Raw genomic sequence first — 18,864 nt, 5'->3', positions numbered from 1 at the left:
GTAGTGTTCCGCCACGGACTTGCCAGAGCCGCTGATGTCGCGCCTCCGGAAGCTTGTGATGGCCAGGATGATTGGCGCCGTCAGCGCACAAGGGGGTGCGACGGATCAATGCCGCTTGATCAGGATCATTGCCGATGCAGGGTTTTCTCCGCACAAGCAACATGATAGCTGCTTGGACGGGAGAGGGAGGATGACATGACCAACACCACGTCAAGGCTGGACGGGGGCGCGCCGCCAATTCGCGATTTGTCGTTGCACGATGTGAAGGCGAGCCTGGTCGAAGGGTGGGGGGATTTCAGGGTCCATCCCGGTTATGGTCTGTTCTTCGGCGGAATCTACATGATTGGCGGGCTGCTGATCCTGGGGTTTCTGACCCGTATCGGATCGCCGTGGATGATCATTCCTCTGGCCATCGGCTTCCCCCTGCTTGGGCCGTTTGTCGCTGTGGGGCTCTATGAGGTGAGCCGTCGAAGGCGGATGGGTGAACCAGTCACCCGCAAAGGGGTGCTGACGCAGGTCTTTCACCAGCGCGAGCGGCAGCTTGGCTGGATGGCATTTGTGGTCATGTTCATTTTCTGGATATGGATCTACCAGGTGCGGCTGCTGTTCGCGCTGTTCTTGGGGTTCAAGTCGTTTTCGGGCTGGGGCCGCTTTAGCGAAATTGTCCTGTCAACGCCCGAAGGCTGGGGGTTCCTCGGCGTTGGCACCCTTGTTGGAGCGTTCCTGGCGACCGTGCTGTTTTCCACGACGGTGATTGCGCTGCCGATGTTGGCCGAGCGCGAGGTCGATTTCGTCACGGCGATGATCACGAGCATCACAACGGTGGCCAAGAATCCATTGCCGATGCTCGGCTTCGGCCTTGTGGCGGGAAGCGCCACGCTTCTGGCGCTGCTGCCGGCCTTTGCCGGGCTGCTGCTGGTGCTGCCGGTTCTGGGCCACGCGACCTGGCATCTGTACCGCAGGGCAACGTCGCCGGCGTGAGGGTGGCTCAGGTGCAGGCAAGCTGATGGATCGACGGCCGGCAGATTTCGCGTCTGCCGCCACAACAATCCGCACGCACGAAGCCAAACGGCCTGCTGATAGCGCCATGGCAGAGTCTGTGGCGATGCTATCTGCCCTGCAGCTTGTTCCAGTGAATATCCTCAAGGGTCTGCATGCGGGCGCGGGCGCCGACCGATTGGGCGCGGGAAACACGGTCGATCAGCGCTTCGGCCAGTGCCATCAGCGTGATGCTTGAATCCCAGGTCCTGTTGGCGTCGACGACACAGGGAAGCACCACACGCGCAGAGCGGGCGATGGGCGAGAGCCACGGGTCGGTGATCAGCAGAATGCGGGCCTTGCGCTCGACCAGAAGTTCACTGAGCCGGACCAGGTCGGATTGATAGCGACGGATATCGAACAGCACGGCGACGTCGCCGGGGCGCACGTCGAGCAACTGGTCGCGCCAGGTCGAGGTCTGGCCGCCGAAATGCCTGACATTGGGCCGGATGATCCGCAAATGCGCTGCCATATAGGCGGCAATGGTATCGGTGAACCTGCCACCCAGCAGGTGGCAGGCGGCCTTCTGATCGGACAGAAGTTCGCAGGCGGCTTCAAACTCGCTCTCGGGCACCGCCTTCAGGGTGGCGTCGAGATTGTCGGCAATGCTTGCGAAGCTCGCCTTGAGCGCCGGATTGTCGGTGACCGGGCCGGTTTTGCGGGCGCGTTCGAGCGGCGACATCAGTTGCGCCTGCACATCGGAGCGCAAGACGCGCTGGAAATCGGGATAGGAGTCAAAGCCGAGCCGAGCGACAAAGCGCAGCACGGTCGGCGCGCTGGTGCCGGCAAGTGCCGCGAGTTCGGCGATCGTTGACAGCCCGATGCTGGGATAGTTGGCGAGGAATGCATGGGCGATTTTTTTTTCGGCGGCAGGCAAGGTTCCCAATGCGGCCTGAACCTGTTCGCGTATTGCCATGACTGGATCCGATTCTGCTGAATGTGAAATTGAATACGTAATAAAAATTACAGGATTGACAACGTGCGGGCAATCCTAATCAATGTTACAAATTGAACACATCCTGCTGACACTTGCCGGGGCCCGTTTTCAGATGCAAGACGATATGCTGATCGAACTATCTGAAGGGCCGGCGTTCGTTGTGCGTCGCCCCGAGGGAGCCAGCGAGATCGTTTTGGTTTGCGAACATGCGTCCAACAGGATGCCGCGCTCGCTTGGAAGCCTGGGGCTCGATGAGGCGGCGCTCGAAAGCCATATCGCCTGGGATATCGGCGCACAGCGTGTTGCCGAAAATTTGTCGGACGATCTCGACGCGTCGTTGGTTTCGCAACGGTTCTCCCGGCTTGCCTATGATTGCAATCGGCCGCCAATGTCACCCGGGGCGTATCCCGAACGCAGCGAAATCTATGGCGTTCCCGGCAATGCGGGTCTCAGTGCAGCGGAGAAGGACCGGCGCGCCGATGCCCTCTATCATCCGTTTCACCATGCCCTCGATACGTTGATCGATGCACGGCTGGGGCAAGGGCGCACTGTGGTGCTGGTGACGGTTCATTCGTTTACACCGGTCTATTTCGGCCGGCCGCGCGATGGCCATCTTGGCATTCTGCACGATGATGACGGCGCTCTGGCCGACGCCATGCTCGCGGCCGCTGCCGCGGCTCAACTGGACCTGGTCCGGCGGAACTATCCCTACGGACCCGACGATGGTGTGACCCACACGCTCCAGCGGCATGGATTGACCCGGCAGATCGCCAACGTCATGCTGGAAATCCGCAATGACCTCATTTCTGACGAAACCGGCCAGCGCATCTGGGCCGAACGCATTGCGGACCTTCTGCGTGCGTCGCTCGCACAGCTCAAATCAAAAGGGGGACGTCTTCATGCATGAGAACGCCGTTCCGGATTTTGGAAGAGGTTCGATGCCTGGCTTCGGAGCGATGTGCGGATGACGTTGCTCGAGAGATATATTCGCGCCGTCGATGCCTTCAACCGTCGCATAGGGCGGTTTGCAATGTATCTGATCTTCGCGCTGATGGGTGTGCTGTTCTGGTCTTCGCTGAGCAAATATGCCGGGGCGCCATCCCTGTGGACACTCGAATTCGCCCAGTTCATCATGGTGGCCTACTACCTGCTCGGCGGTGCCTACTCCATGCAGCTGGGCGATCATGTGCGGATGGATCTGCTCTATGGCGGCTGGTCACCGCGCCGCAAGGCGGCCATCGATTCCGTTACCGTGCTGTTCCTGATTTTCTATCTGTTCGTGCTGCTTTATGGCGGCATCTCCAGCACCTCCTATGCCATTGAATATGGCGAGCGGGCCCATTCGGTCTGGCGGCCCTACATGTGGCCGGTCAAGCTGATCGGCGTTGTCGGCATCTTGCTGATGCTGCTGCAGACCATTGCCGAGTTGTTCCGGGATATCCTTTTTCTGCGCGGGATCAGCGTCAATCACCAAAGCGAGGCGGGCCTTTGAGCTACGAACTTATCGCCCTGTTCATGTTCGCCGCCATGATGGCGCTGCTCTTGACCGGGCAGCGGGTGTTTGGCGTCATCGGCGCCGTGGCAGTGATTGCGGCGCTGCCGCTGTGGGGCACCGGCGGTGTCGAAATTGCCTTCGCCCAATCAATCAAGCTGATGAAATGGTATCCGTTGCTGACGCTGCCGATGTTCATCTTCATGGGCTACATGCTGTCGGAAAGCCGGATCGCCGACGATCTCTACCGGATGTTTCATGTCTGGTTCGGCCCGGTTCCCGGCGGGCTTGCGATAGGCACCATCTTCATGATGGTGGTGATATCGGCCATGAACGGCCTGTCGGTTGCCGGCATGGCAATCGGGGCGACAATCGCGCTGCCGGAGCTGTTGCGCCGCGGTTACGACAAGCTGATGATCACCGGGGTGGTTCAGGGGGGATCGAGCCTGGGGATCCTGATCCCGCCATCGGTCGTGCTGGTGCTGTATGGCATGATTGCGCGGCAACCAGTCAGTCAACTGTGGCTTGCCGGGGTGTTCCCGGGGCTTTTGATGGCGGGGCTGTTCATTCTCTACATTGCCGTCCGCTGCAAATTGCAGCCGCATCTGGGCCCTCCGCTGTCAAAGCAAGAGCGCGACGCCATCAGCTGGAAGGAGAGGATCGGATTGCTCAGGGCGGGATTTTTGCCGTTCATGATCTTCTTCCTGATGAACGGCCTGTTCCTGCTTGGCTATACCAGCCTGGTGGAGAGCTCGGCGGTGGGCGCGCTGGCTTCGATGGCTGCCGCACTGATCAAGGGCCGGCTCACGCACCAGGTGATGGAAAATGTGGTGCGCAAGACACTTGGCATTTCCTGTATGTTCATGTGGATCATTCTGGCGGCGCTGTGCTTCGGCGCAGTGTTCGACGGACTCGGCGCAGTGCGCGCCATTGAGGGTTTCTTCCTCGGGCAGCTCGGCCTCGATCCGTGGCATGTGCTGATCCTGATGCAGTTGAGCTTTCTGCTGATGGGAACCTTTCTTGATGACACGGCCATGCTTGTGATCGTGGCGCCGCTTTATGTGCCGCTGGTCAAGATCCTCGGCTTCGATCTGGTCTGGTACGGCATTCTTTACACGATCACCTGCCAGATCGCCTACATGACTCCGCCATTCGGCTACAATCTGTTCCTGATGCGGGCCATGGCGCCGCCGGAAATCAAGCTGCGTCACATCTATCTTTCCATCATTCCCTTCGTTGCGGTCATGCTGCTCACCTTGGTGATCGTGATGATGTTCCCGGAAATCGCATTGTGGCTGCCGGAGCAATTCCGCGGCAAACTCCGGGGCTGAAATGAGCAAGTCCAGAGAAGACGAAACCGAAGAGGAAAACAGCATGAGCAATCTTAAGAGGCGTCAATTTCTCACCAAAGCCGGCGTCGCCGCCGGTGCAGCAGCGGGCACGGCCCTTGCGGCCCCGCCCGCAATAGCTCAGGAGCCAATCCGCTGGCGCATGCAGACCTATGCCGGCGCGACACTGGGCCAGTTCGTAACCCAGCCTTTCGTCGATGCCTTCAACAAGGCAGCCAATGGCGAAATGGTCATCGAGCTGTTCTTCGCAGACCAGATCGTGCCGACCGGCGAATTGTTCCGCGCCATGCAGGCCGGCACCATCGATGCCGTGCATTCGGATGATGATTCGATGGCGTCACCGGTGGAAGTGGGTTTGTTCGGCGGGTACTTTCCGTTCGCGACCCGTTCGATTCTCGACGTCCCGGTCTTGTTCCAGCAGTACGGCCTGGGCGACATCTGGCGCGACGCCTATTCCGGGACAGGCGTTGTCTGGCTTTCCGCAGCGGGTCAGGACCCGTGCAACTTCAACACCAAGAAGGAAATCACCAGCGTTGCCGATCTCGACGGCTTGAAGCTCTACACCTTCCCGACGGCCGGTCGCTTCCTGACCCAGTTTGGCGTGGTGCCGTTGTCAATTCCTTACGAGGATGCGGAAGTCGCGGTGCAGACCGGTGAGCTTGACGGCATGTCCTGGTCGGGCATCACCGAAGACTACACCGTCGGCTGGGCCGATGTGACCGACTACTTCCTGACCAACAACATCTCGGGGGCCTGGATCGGCTCCTGGTTTGCCAATGAGGAAAAATGGAATGAGCTGCCCGATCATCTCAAGCAGCTCTACATGTCCTGCATGGAAGCGACCCACACGTTCCGCAACCAGTGGTACTGGGGCGGCGAAGCCAAGCTGCGCGCCACCGGTGACAAGCTCAAGCTGCGCTCCGTTCCCGCCGCCGAGTGGAAACAGGTCGAAGATGCGGCAGTCAAGTTCTGGGATGAAGTTGCCGCGGAAAGCGAAACCAAGGCGAAGGTCATCGCAATCTTCAAGGACTACAACAAGGTCATCAACTCAGCGGGCTTCCCTTACGGCGAACTGTAAAAACCGCGCTTGAGAGTTCCGCCTCCCGGCTTGCTTCGGGGGGCGGTTTGCCGCTACAGCGGCTTGCAAAATCCATACCCACCGGGGCAGTTTACCAGGATCAGATTACATGGCCGGAAATCTTTCTTTTGACGAGCTGAAAACCGCCGCAGGCTCCGGCGATATCGACACTGTGCTGGTTTGTTGCGTCGACATGCAGGGCCGCCTGATGGGCAAGCGGTTCCATGTGCAGAATTTTATCGAGTCGAGCCATGAGGAAACCCATTGCTGCAACTACATTCTGGCAACGGACCTCGAAATGGCGACGCCGGATGGCTATGCGACCACAAGCTGGCAGGCCGGTTATGGCGATTATGTGATGAAGCCGGATCTTTCCACCCTGCGTCGCATTCCATGGCTGGAAGGCACGGCGATGGTGCTGTGCGATCTACTGGATCATCACAACCACGAGCCGGTGCCGCAATCGCCGCGCCAGATATTGAAAGTCCAGATCGCCCGGCTCAAGGACCTCGGCTACGAGGCGATGATGGCCACCGAGCTGGAGTTTTTTCTGTTCGAACAGAGTTTCCGCGAACTGGCCCAGTCGGGCTACCGCGAGCTGACACCGATCAGCGCCTACAATGAGGATTACCACATCCTCCAGACCACCAAGGAAGAGGGCGTGATGCGTCCGGTGCGCAACCATCTCTTCGCCGCCGGCATTCCGGTGGAAAACACCAAGGGCGAAGCCGAGACCGGTCAGGAAGAGCTCAACATTCGCTATGCCGAAGCGCTCGATTGCGCCGATCACCACACCATCGCCAAGCACGCGGTCAAGGAAATTGCCTGGGCGCAGGGCCGCTCGGTGACGTTCCTGCCGAAATGGCACCCGCAGAAGGTCGGCTCGTCCTCGCATGTTCACATGTCGCTGTGGGCGGGCAAGACCCCGGTGTTTCGCGATGAAAACGCGGCGCATGGAATGTCGGAGCTGATGCGTCATTTCATGGCCGGGCTGATCGAGTATGCAGCCGATTACACCTGTTTTCTCGCGCCCTATGTCAACAGCTACAAGCGCTTCATGAAGGGGACCTTCGCGCCGACCCGCACGGTCTGGTCGGTTGACAACCGCACAGCCGGTTTTCGGCTTTGCGGCGAGAACAGCAAGGCGGTCCGGGTTGAGTGCCGCATCGGCGGATCCGACATGAACCCCTACCTTGCCCAGGCTGCTCTGCTTGCTGCCGGGATCAAGGGAATCGAAGACAAGCTCGACCTGGCACCGCCGACCGGCGGCGATGTCTATGAGAACGCGGAGGCCAAGCATATCCCGTCGACGCTGAGGGCGGCGATTGAAACCTTGCGCGCCTCCGCGATGTTGCGCGCGGCGATGGGCGATGCGGTGGTCGATCATTATGTGCGCTGCGCCGAGTGGGAGCAGGAAGAATTCGACAAGGCCGTCACCGATTGGGAAATTGCCCGCGGTTTCGAACGCGCCTGAGCACGGAACAAAGATGATGGATGGCAGGCGTCGCGTCGGATGTGCGGCGGTCCGCCGAAGGAGACCAAGCAATGAGCAGTTTGAAACTGATATCGCCGGTTGACGGGTCGGTCTATGCCGAACGCCCGGTCATGGGCGTTGACGATGCGGCGGCGGCGGTCGCCCGGTCGCGAAAGGCGCAGAAGGACTGGGCCCGGCGACCGCTGGAAGAGCGCATCGCGCTGGTTGGCGCCGGCGTTGCGCGTCTCAACCAGATGAGCGACGAGGTGGTGCCGGAACTGGCCTGGATGATGGGCCGGCCGATCCGCTATGGCGGCGAGTTCGGCGGCCTCAACGAGCGCGCCACCTACATGGCCGATATTGCTGCACGGGCACTGGCGCCGATCGAGATCGAGAATTCGGAACAGTTCGAGCGCCGCATCGAGCACGTTCCGCACGGTGTGGTGTTTGTGGTGGCGCCGTGGAACTATCCCTATATGACGGCGATCAACACGGTTGCTCCGGCGCTGATCGCCGGCAACACGGTGGTGCTCAAGCATGCGACGCAGACCTTGCTGGTCGGCGAACGCATGGTCCGCGCCTTCACCGAAGCGGGATTGCCGCAGGATGTGTTCATCAACCTGTTCCTCGATCATCCGGGCACCGAGAAACTGATCTCTGCAGGCAGCTTCAACTTCATCAACTTCACCGGCTCGGTCGGTGGCGGCAAGGCGATCGAGCGCGCTGCTGCCGGCACCTTTACCGGTCTGGGGCTGGAGCTTGGCGGCAAGGACCCCGGCTATGTGATGGAAGACGCCGATCTCGACTGGGCTGTCGATACGCTGATGGATGGCGCCATGTTCAATGCCGGACAGTGCTGCTGCGGCATTGAACGGCTCTACATCGCCCGCCCGCTCTATGATGCCTTTGTCGAAAAGGCTGCGGCCTGGGTTTCGTCCGGGCTCAAGCTCGGCAATCCGCTGGAACAGGACACCAGCATCGGCCCGATGGCCAATGTGCGCTTTGCCAAGGAGGTTCGCGTCCAGACCGCAGAAGCCATCGTCAGCGGCGCACGCAGCCTGATCGACCCGAAGCTGTTTCCGGCCGATGATGGCGGCGCCTATCTGATGCCGCAGGTTCTGGTCGATGTCACCCACGATATGCGGATCATGCGCGACGAGAGCTTCGGCCCGGTTGTCGGGATCATGCCGGTGGACAGCGACGAAGAAGCGCTTCGCCTGATGAATGATTGCCAGTTCGGCCTCACTGCCTCGTTGTGGACCAATGACACCGAGCGCGCCGCGCGTCTCGGCGACGAGATCGAGACCGGAACCGTGTTCATGAACCGGGCCGATTATCTGGACCCGGCGCTGTGCTGGACCGGTTGCAAGGCCACCGGTCGCGGCGGTTCGCTGTCGGAAATCGGCTTCCATAATCTTACCCGTCCCAAATCCTATCACCTGAGAAAGAAATCCGCATGAGCCCGCGTGCCAACTGGTCCTACCCCACCGCAATCCGTTTTGGCGCTGGCCGCATTTCGGAGCTTTCCGAGGCCTGTGCTGCAGCAGGCATGAAAAGGCCGCTTCTGGTCACCGACCGGGGCCTTGCCTCGTTGCCGATCACCGCAAATGCACTTGACTTGATGGAGGCTGCGGGCCTCGGTCGGGCGGTGTTTGCCGAGGTTGATCCGAACCCGAACGAGAAAAACCTTGAAGCCGGCGTTGCCGTGTTCAAGGCTGGCGGTCACGATGGTGTCATCGCCTTTGGTGGTGGTTCCGGACTGGATCTGGGCAAGCTGATCGCGTTTCAGGCTGGCCAGGACCGTCCGGTCTGGGATTTCGAGGATGTCGGTGACTGGTGGACCCGCGCCAATGCTGATGCCATTGCCCCGATCATTGCGGTGCCGACGACGGCGGGCACCGGATCGGAAGTCGGACGCGCCGGCGTGCTGACCAACTCTGTGACACACGTCAAGAAAATCATCTTCCACCCGAAGCTGCTTCCGGCGGTGACCATCTGTGATCCGGAACTGACAACCGGCATGCCGATGATGATCACTGTTGGCACAGGCATGGATGCCTTCGCGCATTGCCTGGAGGCCTACTCCTCGCCCTTCTATCACCCGATGAGCCAGGGCATCGCGCTCGAGGGCATGCGGCTGGTCAAGGACAATTTGCGTTTGGTTGTTGCCGATGGCTCCAACATCGCCGCCCGCGCGGAAATGATGAGCGCAGCTGCCATGGGCGCGGTGGCGTTTCAGAAGGGTCTCGGCGCGATTCATGCTCTGTCGCACCCGGTTGGCGCGGTCTACAACACCCATCACGGCATGACCAACGCCGTGGTGATGCCGCCGGTGCTTCGGATGAACAGACCGGTGATCGAGGAGCGGATTGCCCGCGCGGCCGCCTATATGGGAATTGATGGCGGTTTCGACGGATTTTATGATTTCGTGCTTAAGCTGCGCGCCGACCTGGGGGTACCCGACAAGCTTGCAGCGCTGGGTGTGGCGCGCGACCGGATCGATGAAATGACGGCCATGGCGCTGGAAGACCCCAGCGCCGGCGGCAATCCGGTCACATTGACGACGGAGAACACCAGGGCATTGTTTGACGCCTGTATCTGATCGAGCAAAGACCCGATCCTCTCCAATCAGCACGAACGGCTCGCACTCCACAATGCGGGCCGTTTCATTTTTGGAGGTGTGGCATTGACCGCAATGTCGCCTCGCCGGATTGCATGCAAAAGTTGACACAACTACAAGATTTAGTATTACAATACCGAAGGGATCATGATTTTACTAATAGATATTGTGGCTTTTACAGCCGACACTCTCTTTTCCACCATCTGGAGGAAACCATGAACATGAATGGCGTTCTGCAGTTTCTGGAAGCCGAGACAAGCGGATTTGGGGACGCAAATGCAATCCGTTCCCGGATATGCGATGTCCTCACCGAGCTTGGCTTTGATTTTTTTACCCTTGTCCGTCAACCAGGACCGGAGAGCGATGCAACCAACGTCATGCTTGCAGGCCAGTGGCCGAAAGGCTGGCCGGAACTCTATGTGAAGCGCAAATATGCCAAGATAGACCCGACCGTCAGATATCTGGGACACAGCCAGCGAGGCTACCGGTGGGCGGAGTCTATCGAAGCCTTTGATGAGGATCCGCAGCGCAAGCGCATGGAGCGGATGATGGTCGATGCCCAGCGCTATGGTATGGACGACGGCTATGTGTTTCCGGTTCACGGGCGGCGTGGTTTGGTCGGCGTTCTTTCGGTCGCCGGCCGGTCGGTCGACCTGTCCCTGTCGCAGATGGCGATGATGGACGCGATGGCAAAGAAGGCGTTCTGGGCTCTGCTTGAAGCGGTTGATCCCGGCGCGTTCGCGCAGATCAATCGCCCGGTTGCCGTGCAACTGACCCGCCGTGAAATGGAAACACTCGAGTATCTCGGCTATGGCATGACCTCAAACGAGATGGGCGCGACGCTCGGCCTTTCGGCGCATACTGTCGACTGGTACATGAACGGCATTCAGGATAAATTGCACGCAAAGAACCGCCACCATGTGGTGGCGATTGCCTTCAGGCTTGGTCTGATCTCTTAATTTGCACTGCAGCAATACAGACGCTAATGATTGAAGGCGGGGTATGATCTTACACCGCCTTCTTCGCCCAACCCCGGGAGCCTCTCTGTGCCGATCTCCAAAATTCTTGTTGCCAACCGTTCGGAAATAGCCATTCGCGTGTTTCGCGCTGCCAATGAACTTGGCATGAAAACCGTCGCGATCTGGGCGGAGGAAGACAAGCTTTCGCTGCACCGGTTCAAGGCGGATGAATCCTATCAGGTCGGGCGTGGAGCGCATCTGGCGCGGGATCTCGGACCGATCGAAAGCTACCTGTCGATCGAAGAAGTGATCCGTGTGGCAAAACAGTCAGGCGCCGATGCCATCCACCCCGGCTATGGCCTGTTGGCGGAAAGCCCCGAATTTGCTGACGCCTGTGCCGAAGCCGGGATCATTTTCATTGGCCCGAAACCCGAAACGATGCGGCGGCTCGGCAACAAGGTGGCAGCGCGCAACCTGGCTATCGAAATCGGTGTGCCGGTGGTGCCTGCGACGCCGCCGCTGCCTGATGATATGGACGAAGTGGCCCGGCTGGCGGACGAGATCGGATATCCGATCATGCTCAAGGCCTCCTGGGGCGGGGGCGGCCGCGGCATGCGGGCCATCCGCGATCCGAAAGATCTGGCCCGCGAAGTTGTTGAGGCCAAACGCGAAGCCATGTCTTCCTTCGGCAAGGATGAAGTCTATCTGGAAAAGCTGGTGGAGCGGGCCCGTCATGTCGAAAGCCAGATTCTTGGCGATACGCATGGCAACGCCGTGCATCTGTTCGAGCGTGACTGTTCGGTGCAGCGCCGCAACCAGAAAGTCGTGGAGCGGGCGCCTGCACCCTATCTGAGTGAAGCCCAGCGCCAGGAACTGGCGACCTATTCCCTGAAGATTGCCAACGCGACGAACTACATCGGCGCAGGCACTGTCGAGTACCTGATGGATATCGACACCGGCGCCTTCTACTTCATCGAGGTCAATCCGCGGATCCAGGTCGAGCATACGGTGACCGAGGAAGTCACCGGAATCGATATCGTCAAGGCGCAAATTCACCTGCTGGAGGGTAAAGTGATTGGCACGCCGGCGTCCGGCGTCCCGGCTCAGGCCGACATCCGGCTCAATGGTCATGCGCTTCAGTGCCGGATTACCACGGAAGATCCAGAACAGAATTTCATTCCTGACTATGGCCGGATCACCGCCTACCGCGGCGCCACCGGCTTTGGCATCCGGCTTGATGGAGGCACCGCCTATTCCGGTGCAGTGATCACCCGATTTTACGATCCGCTTCTGGAAAAAGTCACGGCCTGGGCGCCGACGCCGGAAGAAACCATCAAGCGAATGGACCGCGCGCTGCGGGAGTTCCGGATTCGCGGCGTGGCCACCAACCTGACCTTCCTTGAAGCGATCATCAGCCATCCGAAGTTCCTGGACAACACCTATACGACGCGGTTCATTGACACCACGCCGGAGCTGTTCGAGCAGGTCAAACGGCAGGACCGCGCCACCAAGCTTCTGACCTATCTCGCCGATGTGACCGTGAACGGTCATCCTGAAACCAAGAGCCGGCCGCTGCCGCTGGCCGATGCCGCCAAACCGCGCATTCCCTATCAGGATGTGCCGATTGTCGATGGCAGCAAGCAGAAGCTTGACCAGCTTGGCCCGAAAGCCTTTGGCGCCTGGATGCGCAACGAGAAACGGGTGCTGATTACCGATACGACGATGCGCGACGGGCATCAGTCACTGTTGGCCACCCGTATGCGCACCAATGATATCGCCCGCATCGCCGACACCTATGCCAAGGTGCTGCCCGATCTGTTGTCGCTGGAATGCTGGGGCGGCGCCACTTTTGACGTGTCGATGCGGTTTCTGACCGAAGACCCATGGGAGCGGCTCGATCTGGTGCGTCAGGGCGCGCCCAATCTGTTGCTGCAGATGCTTTTGCGCGGCGCCAATGGTGTTGGCTACAAGAATTATCCGGACAATGTCGTCAAGCATTTCGTGCGCCAGGCGGCGCAGGGCGGGATCGATCTGTTCCGGGTGTTCGATTGCCTCAACTGGGTTGAGAACATGCGGGTGTCGATGGATGCGGTGTGTGAAGAGAACAAGCTTTGTGAAGCCGCGATCTGCTACACCGGCGACATCCTCAATTCCGCCCGCCCGAAATATGATCTGAAATATTACACCGGGCTTGCGGCTGAACTTGAGCAGGCCGGGGCTCACATCATTGCCGTCAAGGACATGGCCGGGCTGCTGAAGCCTGCGTCGGCGCGGCAATTGTTCACGGCGCTGCGTGAGGCCACCGACCTGCCGATTCACTTCCACACCCATGATACGTCAGGGATTTCCGCGGCTACGGTTCTGGCTGCGGTCGACAGCGGCGTCGATGCGGTCGACGCGGCCATGGACGCGCTGTCGGGGAACACCTCGCAACCGTGTCTTGGCTCGATCGTCGAAGCACTCAAGGGCCATGAGCGTGACCCCGGTCTCGATACCCAGTGGATTCGCAGGATTTCGTTTTACTGGGAAGCCGTGCGCAACCAGTATGCGGCCTTCGAGAGCGATCTCAAGGGCCCGGCGTCAGAGGTCTATTTGCACGAGATGCCGGGCGGACAGTTCACCAATCTGAAGGAACAGGCGCGCTCGCTCGGGCTCGAAACCCGCTGGCATGAAGTGGCCCAGGCCTATGCCGACGCCAACCGGATGTTCGGCGATATCGTCAAGGTGACGCCGTCATCGAAAGTGGTCGGTGACATGGCGCTGATGATGGTCAGTCAGGATTTGAGCGTCTCGGATGTCGAAAATCCAGCCAGGGACGTGGCGTTTCCCGAATCGGTGGTGTCGATGATGCGTGGCGATCTGGGACAGCCGCCGGCCGGGTGGCCGAAAGCCCTGCAGAAAAAGGTGCTCAAGGGCGATGAAGCCTATGCCGTTCGGCCCGGCTCATTGCTGCCCGACGCAGATCTCGAGGCCGAACGCAAGGACATCGAGAGCAAGCTGGAGCGCGAGATCAGCGAATCCGAATTTGCCTCCTACCTGATGTATCCGAAGGTGTTCACAGACTTTGCGCTGGCTGCCGAGACCTACGGCCCGGTCAGCATGCTGCCGACGCCCGCCTATTTCTACGGCCTACCGGTTGGCGACGAGCTGTTCGTCGAAATCGAGAAGGGCAAGACGCTGGTGATCCAGAACCTGGCCCAGAGCGATCCTGATGACCAGGGCATGGTCACGGTGTTTTTCGAGCTCAACGGACAGCCCCGGCGGATCAAGGTGCCGGACCGGGCGCGTGGCGCATCGGGGGCGGCAGCGCGCCGGAAGGCCGAGCTTGGCAATGACGCCCATGTCGCGGCCCCCATGCCGGGCGTGGTTTCCGCCGTCGCAGCCGCGCCAGGGCAGGATGTCAAGGCCGGCGATGTGCTGGTGTCGATTGAAGCGATGAAAATGGAAACCGCGATCCATGCCGAACGCGATGGCGTGCTGGCCGAAGTTCTGGTCAGGATCGGTGACCAGATCGACGCCAAGGATCTGCTGGTGGTCTACGCCTGATCGATTTCTTCGAGAGCCGGCCAACAGGCTTGCTCCCGACCGGTTGTTGGCGCAGTGTCGCCCTTGTCTTGCGGTCAGACGTCGTGGTCCGCACCATTTGGTTGCTGTCGCCACACCACCTGTTCCAATAGCGAGGTTATGCCATGTTCGCCGCCATACCACTGATGATCGTGCCGCTGATCGGGTATAATCTGGTCCTGATCGGACTGTTTGGCGGCGGTGTCGCCGGACTGGACACAACCATCACCTCGCTGTCGATGATGTCCGGCGCAGTCTGGACAATGAGTCTGGGTGATCTTCTGATTGTCATCGCCTTGGTTTTGTTGTTCATCGAGGTGCTGAAGGCGACGCGCACCGGTCCATGGTCGGTGATAGATCACATGCTGTCGATGTTCGTGTTCGTAGCGTTTCTGGTCGAGTTCCTGCTCGTGCGCGATGCGGCCACGCATGTGTTCTTCATTCTGATGGTCATCGCATTTGTCGATGTGATCGCCGGGTTTTCCGTCTCGATCCGTTCGGCCGGCCGTGACGTCTCGATCGGATTGTGACCGGCATCGGCTTTGGCTTAGTCCCGGATGTCGCGCCGCATTGCAGCTATTCGGCGCGACATCGGGCTGGCCTTATCCGGCGTCGGGGGTGAAACCGGCAGCTTCGATGCCGGCAATCGCAGCAATCTCGTCATTGTCTGATGTATCGCCGGTGATCCCGACCGCGCCGATGATGTCGCCCTTTCGGTTCCTGATCAGCACACCGCCGGGAACAGCGACAATCTTGCCGCCGGAAACCGCCGACAGCCCTTCGAGAAAATGCGGCCGGGTTTCGGCCTGGGCGTTGAGCCAGCGGGAGCCGACGCCGACGGCCAGTGCGCCATAGGCCTTGCCGCTGGCAATCTCGAACCGCAGCATCGACGCGCCATCCTGACGTTGGACCGCCTTGACGTGGCCTCCGGCGTCCAGAACCACCACCGCCAACGGTTTGAGGTCCAGGTCCTTGGCTTTGGAAAGCGCCGCAGTGATGATTTTGAGTGCCTTGGCAAGGGTTATGTCGGTCATGTGGAATGCCTTTCAAATCGATTTACGAAACATCTCATCCGCTTATAGGGCGTGAACCGGCCCTCGCGCCACTGCTTTGACCGGTTTCGACACGGGAAAGCTGTTGTGCCTGAATGGAAACAACGGATACGGTCCAGCTCTCAGGCGGGCACAAGTCGAGGCGTTAGCGCACGTGTGGCGCATTCAATTCGATGCGCAGCGCTTCAGCATGGCTTAGCTGTCGATTGCGTTGATCTTGTCTTGCAATTGCTTCAGCTGTGACTTGAGATCGTCGATATCCTTGGAGGTGTCGGATTTCTTCTGCTCTTCCTCCGGCGTGCCGGCATGGGCCAGCGCGAAGGGGGAGAACATCTGCATCGCCTTCTGGAACATCTCGGTATTGCGGCGAACCTGCTCCTCGACCATCTGGATCGGCAACTGCATGTTGCGGGCGACCGGATTGTCGCCATAGGACTTGGTGATCTGGGCGCGGAGTTGATCCTGTTGTCCGGTCAGCGCCGCCATCGAGTGCTCAAGGTAGCTTGGAACCACCATTTGCAGCTGGTCACCATATATCGCAATCAACTGCCTGAGGAAGGACACGGGCAGCAAGGTGTTGCCTGTCTTGGATTCCTGTTCGAAAATGATCTGGGTCAGAACCGAATGGGTGATGTCGCTGCCGCTCTTGGCGTCCAGTACCACGAAGTCCTCGCCCTTCTTGACCATGACCGCCAGATCATCAAGCGTCACATAGGTGCTGGTTCCCGTGTTGTAGAGACGGCGATTGGCATATTTCTTGATTGTTACAGTGCCGCTGTCTTTCGCCATATTCGCTCTCCTCAGAGTTTCCCCGGACCTGAACTTCGTCATGTTGACAAGACTGTAGGCGAAAATGACCGGCAAACACAATTCCTTTGTGCATTGCGGTGAAAGAGGCGGCAAATCCTCAGACTATGGTCCTGATTCGCCCGATTGCATGGTGATTTCGGCTGTCAGGCATTTGACAGTGGCACCAAGCTCCGGCACGTTCTGAGCAAGTTCTCACCATAACATGACAGGGAAATCCATCATGAGCTCCATCATTATCGCCAGCGCTGCCCGCACGCCCGTCGGATCCTTCAACGGCGCCCTGTCCTCCGTTCCGGCCCACGATCTGGGCGCCATCGCCATCAAGGCTGCGCTTGAGCGCGCCGGTGTTGCGCCGGCAGATGTCGACGAGGTCATTCTGGGCCAGATCCTGTCGGCGGGCCAGGGCCAGAACCCGGCACGTCAGGCGGCAATGGCGGCCGGCATTCCGCCGGAAGCCACGGCCTGGGGCCTCAATCAGCTCTGCGGTTCGGGTCTGCGCGCCGTCGCCCTTGGCATGCAGCAGATCGCTAGCGGTGACGCCAGCATCATTGTTGCCGGCGGCCAGGAATCAATGTCGCTGGCGCCGCATGCGATGCATTTGCGCAATGGCGTCAAGATGGGCGGCGCCGGCATGGTCGACACTATGATGCATGACGCGCTGACCGATGCGTTCTACAACTACCTGATGGGCACCACCGCAGAGAATGTTGCCAAGCAATGGCAATTGACGCGCGAAGAGCAGGATAATTTTGCGGTAAATTCGCAGAACAAGGCGGAAGCTGCGCAGAAGGCCGGCAAGTTCAAGGACGAGATCGCGGCGGTGACAATCAAGGGCCGCAAGGGCGATACGGTCGTCGAGGACGACGAGTACATCAAGCACGGCGTGACCATCGAGGGCATTTCCAAGCTGCGTCCGGCCTTTGACAAGGAGGGCACCGTGACCGCCGCCAATGCGTCCGGCATCAATGATGGCGCTGCCGTCGCCGTGCTGATGAGCGAAGCCGAAGCCGCCAAGCGCGGCATCACACCGATGGCGCGGATTGTCTCCTGGGCCACTGCCGGCGTCGATCCGCAGATCATGGGCACCGGCCCGATCCCGGCGTCGCGCAAGGCGCTGGAGAAAGCCGGCTGGAGCGTCGGCGATCTCGACCTGGTGGAAGCCAACGAGGCGTTCGCGGCACAGGCCTGCGCCGTCAACAAGGACATGGGCTGGGATCCCGCGATCGTCAACGTCAACGGCGGCGCCATCGCAATCGGCCATCCGGTCGGCGCATCGGGCGCGCGCATTCTCAACACGCTGCTGTTCGAGATGGTTCGCCGTGATGCGAAAAAGGGACTTGCGACACTGTGCATCGGCGGCGGCATGGGAGTGGCGCTCTGCGTCGAGCGCGGCTGACCTGCCATGAAGCGCGTGGCGAGGGTGCTGGAAAATCAGTCTGAAACCTTCGCTGCCTGTCACACCATGTCTGATGGCAATCCTGTCGTTGCGGGCCGGCATCCAGAGGAGCCGGCGCGCACATCCCGAACGGTTTTGCTGAAGCGGCGTTCATGGGTCTGCAACGAAATAAGAAAAGTACCTTGGAGGAGGACAATATGAGCAAAGTGGCAATTGTGACGGGGGGAACGCGTGGTATCGGCGCGGCGATTTCGATCGCATTGAAGGACGCCGGATATACGGTAGCGGCCAACTATGCAGGCAATGACGAGGCGGCGGCGAAATTCACCGCCGAGACCGGAATCAAAGCTTACAAATGGTCGGTCGCTGACTACGATTCTTGCGTTGCCGGTCTTGCTCAGGTCGAGGCTGACCTGGGTCCGGTGGCGGTGCTGGTCAACAATGCCGGCATTACCCGTGACGGGATGTTTCACAAGATGACGCCGCAAATGTGGAGCGAAGTGATCAACACCAACCTTACCGGCTTGTTCAACATGACCAATCCGGTCTGGAGCGGCATGCGGACACGCAAGTTCGGCCGGGTGATCAACATTTCCTCGATCAATGGTCAGAAAGGCCAGGCGGGTCAGGTCAACTACTCCGCGGCCAAGGCTGGCGATATCGGCTTTACCCGGGCGCTCGCCCAGGAAGGCGCCCGCGCCGGCATCACCGTCAACGCCATCTGTCCGGGGTATATTGGTACCGATATGGTTCGCGCCATCGATGAAAAGGTGCTCAACGAGCGCATCATCCCGCAGATCCCGGTCGGTCGTCTGGGAGAGCCGGAGGAGATCGCGCGGGCTGTGGTGTTTCTGGCGGCCGATGACGCCGGCTTCATCACCGGATCAACGATTTCAGCCAATGGCGGCCAGTACTTCAGCTGAGCGCAACCAATGACCAGCGACCCATCAAGGCGGCTCGCTCGGGGCTGCCTTTTTGCTGGGGGCTGCAGGACTGCATCAGACGGCGGCAAAGGTTAATTTCTGCTCCAGGCCTGGTTGCCGGACCAGCAGGCTAGCGGCAAATATGGTGTGGTCTACCGCCAGAATCGCGAGA

16 protein-coding genes are annotated in these 18,864 nt (G+C 60.0%); 13 read left to right on the top strand and 3 right to left on the bottom strand.

Annotated features, from left to right (window positions below):
- Nucleotides 1-195: 195 nt before the first annotated feature.
- Complete coding sequence (locus PZ897_RS08135; protein WP_275751522.1) at nt 196-981, top strand: DUF2189 domain-containing protein; 786 nt, start codon at nt 196-198, stop codon at nt 979-981.
- A 127-nt stretch (nt 982-1,108) separates the two neighbouring features.
- Here PZ897_RS08135 and PZ897_RS08130 read toward each other — a convergent pair whose 3' ends face one another.
- The gene (locus PZ897_RS08130) at nt 1,109-1,954 is read right to left on the bottom strand and encodes a MurR/RpiR family transcriptional regulator (protein WP_275751520.1); all 846 of its coding nucleotides are present in this window, start codon (nt 1,952-1,954) and stop codon (nt 1,109-1,111) included.
- Nucleotides 1,955-2,036: 82 nt separating this feature from the next.
- Here PZ897_RS08130 and PZ897_RS08125 point away from each other — a divergent pair, with 82 nt between their 5' ends.
- The 10 genes from PZ897_RS08125 to PZ897_RS08080 all read left to right on the top strand — a co-directional run bounded on the left by PZ897_RS08125 (nt 2,037) and on the right by PZ897_RS08080 (nt 15,041).
- Nucleotides 2,037-2,882, top strand: coding sequence for an N-formylglutamate amidohydrolase (locus tag PZ897_RS08125; protein ID WP_275751518.1), 846 nt, complete (start codon nt 2,037-2,039; stop codon nt 2,880-2,882).
- 57 nt (nt 2,883-2,939) lie between these two features.
- A complete protein-coding gene (locus PZ897_RS08120; RefSeq protein WP_275751516.1) occupies nt 2,940-3,467 on the top strand; it encodes a TRAP transporter small permease subunit in 528 nt (175 codons plus the stop codon).
- Nucleotides 3,464-4,798: a TRAP transporter large permease subunit gene (locus PZ897_RS08115; RefSeq protein WP_275751515.1), complete on the top strand. Its 1,335-nt coding sequence runs from the start codon at nt 3,464-3,466 to the stop codon at nt 4,796-4,798. The genes PZ897_RS08120 and PZ897_RS08115 overlap by 4 nt, the downstream gene beginning before the upstream one ends.
- A gap of 43 nt (nt 4,799-4,841) precedes the next feature.
- Nucleotides 4,842-5,894: a TRAP transporter substrate-binding protein gene (locus PZ897_RS08110; RefSeq protein ID WP_275751514.1), complete on the top strand. Its 1,053-nt coding sequence runs from the start codon at nt 4,842-4,844 to the stop codon at nt 5,892-5,894.
- 109 nt (nt 5,895-6,003) lie between these two features.
- Complete coding sequence (locus PZ897_RS08105; protein WP_275751512.1) at nt 6,004-7,368, top strand: glutamine synthetase family protein; 1,365 nt, start codon at nt 6,004-6,006, stop codon at nt 7,366-7,368.
- Nucleotides 7,369-7,439: 71 nt separating this feature from the next.
- Nucleotides 7,440-8,828: an aldehyde dehydrogenase family protein gene (locus PZ897_RS08100; protein WP_275751510.1), complete on the top strand. Its 1,389-nt coding sequence runs from the start codon at nt 7,440-7,442 to the stop codon at nt 8,826-8,828.
- Nucleotides 8,825-9,970, top strand: a complete 1,146-nt coding sequence (locus tag PZ897_RS08095; protein WP_275751508.1) for an iron-containing alcohol dehydrogenase — start codon at nt 8,825-8,827, stop codon at nt 9,968-9,970. The genes PZ897_RS08100 and PZ897_RS08095 overlap by 4 nt, the downstream gene beginning before the upstream one ends.
- 233 nt (nt 9,971-10,203) lie before the next feature.
- Nucleotides 10,204-10,947 carry an autoinducer binding domain-containing protein gene (locus PZ897_RS08090; protein WP_275751506.1) on the top strand — a complete coding sequence of 248 codons (744 nt, stop codon included), beginning with the start codon at nt 10,204-10,206 and terminating at the stop codon, nt 10,945-10,947.
- Nucleotides 10,948-11,034: 87 nt separating this feature from the next.
- Complete coding sequence (pyc, locus tag PZ897_RS08085) at nt 11,035-14,493, top strand: pyruvate carboxylase (RefSeq protein WP_275751504.1); 3,459 nt, start codon at nt 11,035-11,037, stop codon at nt 14,491-14,493.
- A gap of 143 nt (nt 14,494-14,636) precedes the next feature.
- Nucleotides 14,637-15,041 (top strand): hypothetical protein, encoded by a 405-nt coding sequence (locus PZ897_RS08080; protein WP_275751502.1) that lies wholly within the window; start codon nt 14,637-14,639, stop codon nt 15,039-15,041.
- A 72-nt stretch (nt 15,042-15,113) separates the two neighbouring features.
- On the opposite strand, the gene PZ897_RS08075 is transcribed toward PZ897_RS08080, so the two are convergent.
- Complete coding sequence (locus PZ897_RS08075; RefSeq protein WP_275751501.1) at nt 15,114-15,545, bottom strand: heme-binding protein; 432 nt, start codon at nt 15,543-15,545, stop codon at nt 15,114-15,116.
- Nucleotides 15,546-15,758: 213 nt separating this feature from the next.
- The gene (gene phaR / locus PZ897_RS08070) at nt 15,759-16,352 is read right to left on the bottom strand and encodes a polyhydroxyalkanoate synthesis repressor PhaR (protein ID WP_275751500.1); all 594 of its coding nucleotides are present in this window, start codon (nt 16,350-16,352) and stop codon (nt 15,759-15,761) included.
- A gap of 241 nt (nt 16,353-16,593) precedes the next feature.
- Between phaR and PZ897_RS08065 the strand changes: the two genes are divergently transcribed.
- Both PZ897_RS08065 and phbB read left to right on the top strand, forming a co-directional pair.
- Nucleotides 16,594-17,769, top strand: coding sequence for an acetyl-CoA C-acetyltransferase (locus PZ897_RS08065; protein ID WP_275751498.1), 1,176 nt, complete (start codon nt 16,594-16,596; stop codon nt 17,767-17,769).
- A 197-nt stretch (nt 17,770-17,966) separates the two neighbouring features.
- Complete coding sequence (phbB, locus tag PZ897_RS08060) at nt 17,967-18,692, top strand: acetoacetyl-CoA reductase (protein ID WP_275751496.1); 726 nt, start codon at nt 17,967-17,969, stop codon at nt 18,690-18,692.
- Nucleotides 18,693-18,864: the final 172 nt, after the last annotated feature.

Origin of the sequence: Hoeflea sp. YIM 152468, assembly GCF_029210485.1 — a bacterium.
Lineage (GTDB): Bacteria > Pseudomonadota > Alphaproteobacteria > Rhizobiales > Rhizobiaceae > Hoeflea.
This window is presented reverse-complemented; position numbering and strand designations above follow the sequence as displayed.